The organism is Actinosynnema sp. NPDC059335, from assembly GCF_042752395.1.
GTDB lineage: Bacteria > Actinomycetota > Actinomycetes > Mycobacteriales > Pseudonocardiaceae > Actinosynnema.
This window is the reverse complement of sequence record NZ_JBHYXZ010000197.1, coordinates 2,601-13,900: the sequence shown is the minus strand read 5'-3', so window position 1 is coordinate 13,900 and position 11,300 is coordinate 2,601. Positions and strand designations below refer to the sequence as shown.

The 11,300-nt window shown below is 73.3% G+C and carries 12 protein-coding genes; all 12 read right to left on the bottom strand.

From position 1 onward, the window contains the following. Positions 1-109: 109 nt before the first annotated feature. A complete protein-coding gene (locus ACFXGA_RS36270; protein WP_378096324.1) occupies positions 110-2,362 on the bottom strand; it encodes a polyribonucleotide nucleotidyltransferase in 2,253 nt (750 codons plus the stop codon). A 227-nt stretch (positions 2,363-2,589) separates the two neighbouring features. Continuing rightward, a complete protein-coding gene (rpsO, locus tag ACFXGA_RS36265) occupies positions 2,590-2,859 on the bottom strand; it encodes a 30S ribosomal protein S15 (RefSeq protein ID WP_141981300.1) in 270 nt (89 codons plus the stop codon). 122 nt (positions 2,860-2,981) lie between these two features. Continuing rightward, positions 2,982-3,434: a 2'-5' RNA ligase family protein gene (locus ACFXGA_RS36260; RefSeq protein ID WP_378096321.1), complete on the bottom strand. Its 453-nt coding sequence runs from the start codon at positions 3,432-3,434 to the stop codon at positions 2,982-2,984. 5 nt (positions 3,435-3,439) lie between these two features. Continuing rightward, positions 3,440-3,922 carry a helix-turn-helix domain-containing protein gene (locus ACFXGA_RS36255; protein WP_378096318.1) on the bottom strand — a complete coding sequence of 161 codons (483 nt, stop codon included), beginning with the start codon at positions 3,920-3,922 and terminating at the stop codon, positions 3,440-3,442. A 91-nt stretch (positions 3,923-4,013) separates the two neighbouring features. Further along, a complete protein-coding gene (locus ACFXGA_RS36250) occupies positions 4,014-4,955 on the bottom strand; it encodes a bifunctional riboflavin kinase/FAD synthetase (protein ID WP_378096315.1) in 942 nt (313 codons plus the stop codon). Between the two features lie 204 nt (positions 4,956-5,159). Beyond that, positions 5,160-5,519, bottom strand: coding sequence for a hypothetical protein (locus ACFXGA_RS36245; RefSeq protein WP_378096312.1), 360 nt, complete (start codon positions 5,517-5,519; stop codon positions 5,160-5,162). Between the two features lie 64 nt (positions 5,520-5,583). Beyond that, positions 5,584-6,483, bottom strand: a complete 900-nt coding sequence (gene truB / locus ACFXGA_RS36240) for a tRNA pseudouridine(55) synthase TruB (protein ID WP_378096309.1) — start codon at positions 6,481-6,483, stop codon at positions 5,584-5,586. Between the two features lie 11 nt (positions 6,484-6,494). Next, positions 6,495-7,856: a nitrate/nitrite transporter gene (locus ACFXGA_RS36235; RefSeq protein ID WP_378096306.1), complete on the bottom strand. Its 1,362-nt coding sequence runs from the start codon at positions 7,854-7,856 to the stop codon at positions 6,495-6,497. Positions 7,857-7,965: 109 nt separating this feature from the next. Next, complete coding sequence (locus tag ACFXGA_RS36230) at positions 7,966-9,267, bottom strand: MATE family efflux transporter (protein WP_378096303.1); 1,302 nt, start codon at positions 9,265-9,267, stop codon at positions 7,966-7,968. Positions 9,268-9,345: 78 nt separating this feature from the next. Further along, entirely contained in the window at positions 9,346-10,365 is a 1,020-nt protein-coding gene (locus ACFXGA_RS36225; protein WP_378096300.1) for a bifunctional oligoribonuclease/PAP phosphatase NrnA, read from the bottom strand. 10 nt (positions 10,366-10,375) lie between these two features. Then, positions 10,376-10,825, bottom strand: coding sequence for a 30S ribosome-binding factor RbfA (rbfA, locus tag ACFXGA_RS36220; protein WP_378096297.1), 450 nt, complete (start codon positions 10,823-10,825; stop codon positions 10,376-10,378). Between the two features lie 50 nt (positions 10,826-10,875). Further along, complete coding sequence (locus ACFXGA_RS36215) at positions 10,876-11,172, bottom strand: DUF503 domain-containing protein (RefSeq protein ID WP_378096294.1); 297 nt, start codon at positions 11,170-11,172, stop codon at positions 10,876-10,878. Positions 11,173-11,300: the final 128 nt, after the last annotated feature.

Sequence of the window (11,300 nt, the reverse complement as noted above, 5' to 3'; positions counted from 1 at the left end):
GCAAACACCCACCCGTTGGGGGGTGTATACGCCTGTGGCGCCGGGGGGGGGCCCGGCGCCGGCCGGCGCCCCCCCGTCCACCCGCCCCCCGTCCCGTTGACGCTCGTCGTCACTGCGCCGGGGCCTCGGCCTCGACGGCGGGGGCGGGAGCGGCGTCCTGGGCGGGGTTGTCGGCGGCGGGCGCCGCGTCCGCGTCCTCGTTGACCAGGACCAGGCTGATCTTGCCGCGCTGGTCGATGTCGGCGATCTCGACGCGGAGCTTGTCGCCGACCTTGACGACGTCCTCCACCTTGCCGATGCGCTTGCCGTTGCCCAGCTTGGAGATGTGGATCAGGCCGTCCTTGCCCGGGAGCAGGGACACGAACGCGCCGAACGCCGCGGTCTTCACCACGGTGCCCAGGAAGCGCTCGCCGACCTTCGGCAGCTGCGGGTTCGCGATCGCGTTGATCAGGCCGATCGCGGCCTCGGCCGACGGGCCGTCCGCCGCGCCGACGTAGATCGTGCCGTCGTCCTCGATGGAGATGTCGGCGCCGGTCTGCTCGGTGATCGAGTTGATCATCTTGCCCTTGGGGCCGATGACCTCGCCGATCTTGTCGGTCGGGATCTTGACCGACGTCACGCGCGGCGCGAACGGGCTCATCTCGTCCGGGCGGTCGATGGCCTCGGCCATGACCTCCAGGATGGTCAGGCGCGCGTCCCGGGCCTGGCCCAGGGCCGCCGCGAGCACGTCCGACGGGATGCCGTCGAGCTTGGTGTCCAGCTGGAGCGCGGTGACGAACTCCTTGGTGCCGGCGACCTTGAAGTCCATGTCGCCGAACGCGTCCTCGGCGCCGAGGATGTCGGTCAGCGCGACGTACTCCGTCTTGCCGTCGACCTCGTCGGACACCAGGCCCATGGCGATGCCGGAGACCGGCGCCTTCAGCGGCACACCGGCGTTGAGCAGCGACATGGTGGACGCGCAGACCGAGCCCATGGACGTCGAGCCGTTGGAGCCCAGCGCCTCGGAGACCTGGCGGATCGCGTAGGGGAACTCGTCGCGCTTGGGCAGCACGGGCACCAGCGCCCGCTCGGCCAGCGCGCCGTGGCCGATCTCGCGGCGCTTCGGCGAGCCGACGCGGCCCGTCTCACCGGTGGAGAACGGCGGGAAGTTGTAGTGGTGCAGGTAGCGCTTGTGCGTCTCCGGGGACAGCGAGTCGATCTGCTGCTCCATGCGCAGCATGTTCAGCGTGGTGACACCCAGGATCTGGGTCTCGCCGCGCTCGAACAGCGCCGAGCCGTGCGCCCTCGGGATGACCTCGACCTCGGCCGACAGCGACCGGATCTCGGTCAGGCCGCGGCCGTCGATGCGCACCTTGTCGCGCAGGATGCGCTGGCGGACGAGCTTCTTGGTCAGCGAGCGGAACGCCGCGCCGACCTCCTTCTCGCGGCCCTCGAACTGCTCGGCCAGCTTCTCCAGCACCGACGCCTTGACCTCGTCGAGGCGGTTCTCGCGCTCCTGCTTGCCCGCGATGGTCAGCGCCTGCGCCAGTTCGCCCGCCGCGGCCTGCTCGACGGCCTCGAAGGCGTCGGGCTGGTAGGCCGGGTACGTCGGGAACTCGGCGGTCTCCTTGGCGGCGACCTGCGCGAGCTGGGCCTGCGCCTCGCACAGCACCCGGATGAACGGCTTGGCGGCCTCCAGTCCGGCGGCCACGACCTCCTCGGTGGGCGCCTGCGCGCCCTCGCCGACCAGGTCGGTGACGTGCTCGGTGGCCTCGGCCTCGACCATCATGATCGCGACGTCGTCACCGACCACGCGACCGGCGACGACCATGTCGAACACGGCCTTCTCGAGCTGCTCGTGGGTCGGGAACGCCACCCACTGGCCCTCGATCAGCGCCACCCGGACGCCGCCGATGGGGCCGGAGAACGGCAGGCCGGCGAGCTGCGTCGACGCGGACGCGGCGTTGATCGCCACGACGTCGTACAGGTCGGCCGGGTTCAGGCTCATCACCGTGATGACGACCTGGATCTCGTTGCGCAGACCGTCCACGAAGGACGGGCGCAGCGGCCGGTCGATCAGCCGGCAGGTCAGGATCGCGTCGGTCGACGGGCGACCCTCGCGGCGGAAGAACGAGCCGGGGATGCGGCCCGCGGCGTACATGCGCTCCTCGACGTCCACCGTGAGGGGGAAGAAGTCGAAGTGCTCCTTGGGGTGCTTCGACGCCGTCGTCGCCGACAGCAGCATCGTCTCGTCGTCCAGGTAGGCGACGACCGAGCCCGCCGCCTGGCGGGCCAGGCGACCGGTCTCGAAGCGGATGGTGCGCGTGCCGAACCGACCGTTGTCGATCACGGCTGAAGTCTCGTGGACCTCGATGTCCGTCATAGGGGTACTTCTCCTCGTCATGCGGGTCACAGCGCGCTCACGGCGCGGGATCGCGGTTCGGACGAGGCCGGTCTTCGATCGAAGTCCCCTGGGTTTCCACCCACCAGGGGGCCACTACCGAGGACCGGCGAACTGTCGTCCCGGGCTCCGCGCGTGCTTCCCTCGTCTTTGTTTTCCGTGTTGCGCCGAGGGGGAGCGACCCGGTGGCCACTCCCCCTCGGCACGTCTCAGCGGCGCAGGCCGAGGCGCCCGATCAGGGCGCGGTACCGCTGGATGTCCACCTTCTGCAGGTAGTTCAGCAGCCGGCGGCGCCGGCCGACCAGCAGGAGCAGACCACGGCGCGAGTGGTGGTCGTGCTTGTGCTTCTTCAGGTGCTCGGTCAGGTCGGCGATGCGCTTGCTCAGCAGCGCGACCTGGGCCTCGGCCGAACCGGTGTCCGTGTCGTGGACGCCGTACTCGGCGAGGATGGTCTTCTTTTCCTGGGTGGTCAGTGCCACGTGCTCGCTACTCCTCGTGCTGGTTGGGTGCCGTGGGGCCCCGCCTGGGCGGGGTAGTCGGTGCTGGCCGCCACGGACCGCAGCCAGACCCAACTGTCGAGGTTACCAGCTGTGGCCGCGCGTTACGCGTTTGGCGTGGTCAAGGGCACCCGGTCCAGCACCGCGTAGCCCTCCCCCGGGCGGCTGCGGACCAGCGCCACCTCGGTGGCGGTCCACTCGCGACCGGTGAACCCGACGTGCGGCAGCACCGCGCCGCGGGCGACCGTGAGGTGGGGCCGCCAGTCCGCCGGCACGCCCGCGGCCGCGCCCAGCTCGTCCAGCGCGCCGTCCACCCCGATCCACAGCACCTGCCGGAACGTGCCGCTGCCGCGCAGCCGCAGCACGGGCGCGGTCACCCGGTCCAGGCCGTCGAGTTGGCCGGCGGGCTCGGCCTCGCCGAAGAACCGGACGGTGACGTGCCAGCGGGTCGGGTCCACCCAGCGCAGCCGGGGGTGCGCCGCGCGGACCGGGCGGAGGGCGTCGTGCAGCTCGGCGACGACGTCGGCGGGCGGGAAGAGCGCGGTGAACAGGCTCACGGCGGTCAGCCGTCGCGGCCCTTGCCCGCGCGGCGCAGCAGCTCGGCGAGGGCCGGGAAGTCCTCGCCCAGCACGTCGGCGGCCTGCGACAGCTCGCGGCGGTCGGCCAGGCGGCGCAGGAAGGGGAACACCACGGCCTCGTCGTCGCCGTTCACGGGCAGCGAGTCGCGGCTCACCGTCGGCTTCGACTGCCGGACGTCCTCCAGCGCGCGCTGCAACGCCTCGGGCGAGCCGGAGGCCACGTCGGGGGTGAGGACCTTGCGCTCCAGCATGATCATCCGGGCGAGGACGGAGGGGTTGCCGATCTTGGCCCGGCGGCCGCTCATGACCTGGCTCAGCATGGGGGCGCTGATGCCCAGCACGTCCGCGAGCTGGGCCTGGGAGACGTTGAACGCGACCACGAGCCGACGCACCCGGTCGCCCAGGGGTTCCCCGTACCACTCCCGCTGCAACGCGAGGTTGCGTTGGACGATCTTGTGGTCCTCCACCTTCGCCTCTCCCCTGACCGACGGACGTGTCAGGCATCTTGCCAGGTCGTGAGGTGTCGCACGGCGGGTTCCACCCACCTGGTTCAACCCGTCAGGCGTCACCCGGATCCGTCAGGAGTTCACGGGCCGTGGCCACGTCGCGGTGCATCTGCTCCAGCAGCGACTCGACGCTGTCGAACTTCTCCATGTCCCGCAGCCGGTCCACGAAGTCCAGCGCCACCCGCTGGCCGTAGAAGTCCTCGTCCACGTCGAGCACGAACGCCTCGACCCGCCGTTCCCGGCCGGAGAACGTCGGGTTGGTGCCCACGCTCACCGCGGCCCGGAGGCGGCGGCCCGAGCCGTGCACGAACCAGCACGCGTACACGCCGTCCGCGGGCACGGCGGCGAACCGCGTGGTCGACAGGTTGGCCGTGGGGAAGCCCAGCTCCTTGCCGCGGCCGTCGCCGCGCACCACGATGCCCTCCAGCCGGTGCGGCCGGCCGAGCGCCTGGGCCGCGGCGGCCACGTCGCCCGCGTCGATGCACGCCCGGATGTAGGTGGACGAGTACGTCACGCCGTCGTCGGTCACCAGGTCCGCCCCCTCGGTCACGAAACCGAACCGCTTGCCCAGCGCGCGCAGCAACTCGACGTTGCCCGCCGCCTTGTGGCCGAAGGTGAAGTTCTCCCCCACCACCACGGCCGCCACGTGCAGCCGTTCGACCAGCACCTCGTGCGCGAACTCGTCGGCCGGGGTGCGCGCCACCTCGGCGGTGAACGGGATCACGCAGAACACGTCCACGCCCAGGCGCTCGACCAGCTCGGCGCGGCGGTGCAGGCTGGTGAGCTGGGCCGGGTGGCTGCCCGGTCGGACCACTTCGGACGGGTGCGGGTCGAACGTGATGAGGACGCTCGGCACGTTCCGCTCGGCCGCCAGCCCGACCGCGCGGGCGATCAGCGCCTGGTGGCCGCGGTGCACCCCGTCGAACACGCCGATGGTCACCACGCATCGGCCCCAGCCGCCCGGCAGGTCGTCGAGCCCTCTCCAGCGTTGCACGCCGGCAAGCCTAGGGGACGGCCCGAGGGCGACCGCCGAAGCCGGCCGAGCCACGCCGCGCCCGCCACGCCGCGGGGTCGCTCGCGCCTCCGCCGGCACCGCGACCCTCGCCACCGCCGGGCCACCGCGACCTTCGACACGGCCGGCCCGGCGACGGCCCCGCGTCACCGGCGGGCCGCACCGCAGCCGTTCGACTCCGCCGGGTCAGTCGCGGCGGATGTCGCGGCCGGCCTGGTGCACCGTGCCGCCCTCGCGCGCGACGGCGTGCTGGTTGACCGTGGTCGGCGAGTTGATCGTCACCGAGCCGAGGTCGCCCGCCTGCACCACGCTGCCCGTGACCGAGCCGGACACGCTGTTGTGCACCGTCGTGGCGGGCCGCGGCTCCGGGCCGGCGGGCGGTGTCGTCGGCTGCACGCGCAGCGTGACCACCACGCCCAGCACGACGAGCAACGCGACCGCCACCCACGCCCACGGGTTGCCCGCGGCGTCGGCGGCCAGGCTGATCGCCACCCCGGTGGCCGACGTCACCACACCGGCCACGGCCGGCCACACCCATCTCGCCATGGCTCCACGGTAGGGCCTACCCCGCGGCCGTGAGAACCGCCAACGGGCTCGCGACCCCGGAGCCCTACCCGGCGGGGGTGAGGACCACCAGCGGCTTGGCGATCGGGCCCTCGTCCTTGGCCAGGGCGACCACGTGGCCGTCCGGGCCGAACACGCCGTAGGTGCCGGCCAGCCCGCCGGCGGCCAGGCGGCGGCCGTGCGACAGGGCCACCGCCTCGCGGGGCGCGATCTCGCGGCGCGGGAACGCCGTGGACACGGCCGCGTCGAGGTCCAGGGACAGGCCCGGCGCGCTCTCCAGCTGCTCCAGCGTCTTGGCCACGCGCAGGTCGAACGGCCCGACGCGGGTCCGGCGCAGGGCCGCCAGGTGGCCGCCGACGCCGAGGTCCGCGCCGAGGTCGCGGGCCAGCGCGCGCACGTACGTCCCGGACGAGCACTCCACCATCACGTCGAGTTCGGTGGCGTTCTCCTCACGCCGGACGGCCAGCACGTCGAAGCGGTGCACCGTGACCGGTCGGGCGGGCAGCTCCACGGCCTCGCCCGCGCGGACCCGCGCGTACGCGCGCTTGCCGTCGACCTTCACCGCGCTCACCGCGCTGGGCACCTGCTGGATCGCGCCGGTCAGCTTCGCCACCCCGGCCCGGATCGCGTCCTCGTCCACTTCGGACGCGTCGGTCGTGGACAGCACCTCGCCCTCGGCGTCGTCGGTCGTGGTGGACGAGCCCAGCCGGATCGTGGACAGGTACGCCTTGCTGTCCAGCGCCAGGTGGCCGAGCAGCTTGGTGGCCCGCTCGATGCCGAGCACGAGGACGCCGGTCGCCATCGGGTCGAGCGTGCCCGCGTGCCCGACCTTGCGGGTGCCGAGGATGCGGCGGACCTTGGCCACCACGTCGTGGGAGGTCATGCCGTCGGGCTTGTCGATCACCACGAGGCCGGGCTGGACAGGAGGACGTGAAGATGCGGACACGGACGAGGATCCTAAGCCTCGACCAGATCCCGCTCGCCGGCTCCACGGACGGCCGGGTCGCCGATCACGTCCCAACGACGGCGGCGCAACTGCACGGGCACGGTCTCGCCGCGGTCCTCGGCGGCGAACACCGCGGCACGCGCCCGGCGCCACCACACGACGGTCCGCCACACGCCCACCAGCAGCACCGCGGCCACCGCCACGAACGCGATCCGGTACGCCTGCGGGGCCGCCGCCACGGGCTCGACCACGTCCAGCAGCACGCCGACGACGAGCGCGGTGAACGTGACCGCGCCGAACCCGCCGACGTTGGCCACGCCGGTCGCCGTGCTCACCCGGTGCAGCGGGTTGTAGTCGCGCACCAGCGCGAACGCCACGCCGGACACCGGGTTGCCCACCGCCAGCACCGCGAACACCCCGTACAGCAGGGGCGTCGGCAGCACGCCGCCGGGCCAGCCCAGCAGCACCGCCCAGCACAGCAGGGCCGCGGCCAGGTAGGTGCCGACGATCGGCATCCGCCAGGCCGGCCTGCTCCCGATCACCGTGCCCATCACGGGCCCGGTCACGATCGCCACCAGCACCAGCGTGCTCAGCACCGCGGACGCCGACGGCCGGGACAGGCCCTGCGCCTCGACCAGGTACGGGAAGCCCCACAGCAGGCCGAGCAGCGCGGGCGTGGACATGGACGTGAAGTGCACCCAGAACCCGAGCCGGGTGCTGGGCTCGCGCCACGCCTGCCGCACCTTCGCGCCGACCGCGCGCAGCGGCACCCGCTCCACCTCCGGCTGCGGCACGCCGTCGGGCACCTCGCGCACCCGCCACCCGACCACGGCCGAGTACGCCGCCGTCGCCAGGCCCGCGACCAGGAACGTCGCCGTCCAGCCCGCGTTGTCGAGCAGCAGCGTCAACGGCACGGTCGCGACCAGGTTGCCCGCGCCGCCGAGCGCCGCGGACAGGGTCATCACCAGCGTGAACCGGCGGGGCGGGAAGTGCGCGGCGGCCAGCCGCAGCACGCTCACCCACGTCATCGCGTCGCCGACGCCGAGCACGGCGCGGGCGGTCAGGCCGAGCGGGTAGGAGCCGGCCAGCGCGAACAGGGTCTGGCCGAGGCCCATGAGCAGGGCGGCGGCCATCAGCACGCGGCGCGGGCCGAAGCGGTCCACCAGCAGGCCGGTGGGGATCTGCATCAGCGCGTAGAGGCCGATCTGGAGCACGGTGAAGGTGCCGAGACCGGCGGGGCCGACGGAGAAGCGGTCGCCCGCCTCCAGGCTGGCGACACCCAGGGAGGTGCGGTGGAAGAGGGCGGCGATGTAGACGAGGACGGCGGTTGACCAGATCAGCCACGCTTGCTTCGTGGCACGATCGACCGGCAAGGCGGATCTCCTAGGCGTTCTGCGGCGGCACTCCCAGTATCGAGAAACAGTTGCCTTGTGTTAACGATTCCCCGGGGTGCCCCTCGCCACATCACGCCTGGTCACCGCCTCACCACACGGCGCCGACCCGCGCCCACTTGCCCGACCGGGTCCGCGCGAGCACCAGCACCAGCCGCAGCACCATGAACGCGGACAGGCCGCTCCAGATGCCCGCCAACCCCCAGCCGAACGCGTAGGACGCCCACACCAGCGGCAGGAAGCCCAGCGCCGCCGACACCAGCGTGGCGGTCCGCAGGAACCGGGCGTCGCCCGCGCCGAGCAGCACGCCGTCCAGCGCGAACACCACGCCCGCGATCGGCTGCAACGCCACGAAGAACCACCACGCGTGCGGCACCTCGTCCAGCACCGCCCGGTCGCTGGTGAACACCAGGGGCAGCGGGCCGGACAGCGCGGCGAACACGATCCCGAGCAGCACGCCGAACCACAGCCCGTACCCGGTGACCTGCCAGGCGAACCGGCGTGCCTGCTCGCGCCGCTCCGCGCCCAGCGCCGCGCCCACGATCGACTGCGCGGCGATCGCCAACGAGTCCAGCACGAGCGCGAGGAACGTCCACAGCTGCAACACCACCTGGTGCGCGCCGACCGCGCCGACCGACGTGCGCGCGGCCACCGACGCGGCGGACAGGAAGCACGCCTGGAAGGCGAGGCTGCGCAGCACCAGGTCGCGGCCGAGGCCGAGCTGGGCCCGCATCCGGTGGCGGTCCGGCCGCAGGGCCACCCGCTCCGAGCGCAGCGCCCGGAAGAACAACCCGGCCGACAGCACCTGCGCGACCACGTTCGCGACCGCCGAGCCCTCCAGCCCCCAGTGCGCGCCGTGCACCAGCAGCGGGCACAGCACGGCCGAGATGCCGTTGCCGACCAGCACGTACCGCAGCGGGCGGCGGGTGTCCTGCACGCCGCGCATCCAGCCGTTGCCCGCCATCGTGACGAGCACGAACGGCGCGCCGAACAACGCGATCCGCAGCCACGACACCGCGTTGTCGGCGACCTCGCCACCGCCTGCCAGCAGCCGTGCGGCGGGACCGGCCAGCGCCTGCCCGAGCACGATCACCAGCGCGCCGACGGCCAGCGCGAGCCAGGTCGCCTGCACGCCCTCCTCGACCGCCTCGGACCGGCGGCCCGCGCCGAACAGCCGCGCCGTGCGGGCCGTGGTGCCGTAGGAGAGGAACGTGAGCTGCGTGGCCACCTGGGTGAACAGCACGCCGCCCAGCGCCAGCCCGGCCAGCGGCAACCCGCCCAGGTGGCCGACGACCGCCGTGTCCACCAGCACGTACAGCGGCTCGGCCGCCAGCACCACCAACGCGGGCGCGGCCAACCCGACCACCCGCCGCGCCGGAACCCGCTCCTCCACCGACACCCCTCACCGGACCACGCGAGTCCTACGTCCAGAACGCGAGTGTCCTACGTTCGGAACACCCGAATTCAACGCTCAGGACGCGGCCACGGTCTCCAGGGCGGCCCGCAGCCGCGCCAGGACCTCCTCCGCCGGACCCGTCGCGGTGAAGCCCGCGGCGAGCCGGTGGCCACCGCCGCCGAGCAGCTGCGCCACCTCGCGCACGTCCACCGCGCTCACCGCGCGCAACGACACCGACCACGACGACGGCCGCAGCTCCTTCAGCACCGCCGCCACCTCGGCCTCCGCCGTGGTGCGCACCAGGTCGACCACGCTCTCCACCTCCTCGGGCCGCAGCCCGGAGGCGTCCTCCAGCGTCACGACGGCGTGCACGAACCCCAGCCCGCCCGCGGCCTCCCGCTCCAGGCACGCCCGGCCCAGCACCTTCGCCAACATCCCGAGATACCCGAACGGGTGAGAGTCCATCAGCGGCCGGGCCACCGCCTCGGCGTCCACCCCGGCCGCGAGCAGCCGGGCCGCCACCTGGTGCGTCGTCGCCGACGCGTGCCGGAACGACCGCGTGTCCGTCACCAGACCCGCGTACACGCACCGGGCCACCGGCTCGTCCAGCTCCACGCCCAGCGCGTCCAGCAGCCGCAGCACCACGATCGCGGTCGCCTCGGCCCGGTCGTCGACCACGTTCACGTGCCCGAACCGGGGGTTCGACACGTGGTGGTCCAACACCACCACCACACCGGCGGTGGACACCCGGTCGGCCAACGGCCCCAGCCGCCCGACGCTGCCGGTGTCCAGCGCGACCAGCACGGGCGGCGCGGCGGGCACGGCGGACGCGGGCACGAGCAGCCCCGCCACGTCCAGGCTCCGCAATGTCTCCGGCACCTCGTCCGGCGCGCCGAACGACACCCGGACCGCCACCCCGCGGCGGTGCAGGGCCAACCCCAGCGCCAACGCGCTGCCCAACGCGTCCGCGTCGGGGTTCACGTGGGCCAGCAGCGTGACGTCGGTGGCGGTGGACAGGACGCGGGCCGCCTCGGCGAGGTCCGCGTCCAGGTCCTCGGTGGAACGGGGGTCGTTCAAGCTCGGGTCGTTGCGCACGCCCAGAACGCTAGTCGGCGTCCTCGGCGTCGCGCGCGGGCTTGTACGGGTCGGGTTCGCCCGCGGGCTCCGCGCCGTGCGCGATCCGCGCCACCTCGGCGTCCAGCTCCCGCGCCTTGGCCAGCAGCTCGTCCATCCGGCGCGCCTCGTCGGGCACGGTGTCCGTGACGAACGACAGGGTCGGCGTGAACCGGACACCGGTCTGCTGGCCGACCATGGTGCGCAGCACGCCCTTGGCCTTCTCCAGCGCCGCCGCGGCCCCCGCGAAGTCCGGCTCGGAGTCGAGCCGCTCGCCGAGCACGGTGTAGTAGACCGTCGCGTCGTGCAGGTCGCCGGTCACCCTCGTGTCCGTGATCGTGACGCGGGCCAGCCGGGGGTCCTTGACCTCGTGCTCCAGCGCGGAAGCCACGATCTGCGAGATCCGCTTGGCCAGCTTGCGAGCCCGTGCCTGGTCGGCCACGGCGCTCCCCTCCTGTCGTTGCGATTCGTCGCCTCCAGCGGCGACGCCTGCTAGTCGTCCTCCGGCCCGACCAACCTGTGGCGGGCGGAGAGAAGTTCCAGTTCGGGCCGTCCGGCCACCAGCCGCTCGCACGCGGTCAGGACGTCCCTCACATGCTCGGCGTCGGCGGCGACGGCCGCCACTCCGATCAGGGCGCGCCGGTGCAGGTCCAGGTGGCCCGCCTCGGCGACGGACACCTCGAACCTGCGGCGCAGCTCGGCCACGACCGGCTTGACCACCGACCGCTTCTGCTTCAACGAGTGGACGTCGCCGAGCAGCACGTCCAGCTCAAGGGCACCCACGAACACAGATGACCACCGGGTCCGAAGGTGGGGGGGGGGGGGGGCCGCGGGGGGGGCCCCCCCCCGGCGCGGGGACTACCAGCGCGGCGGGGGGGGCCCGGCGGTGGGGTAAGAGAAACAAACACACCACACCA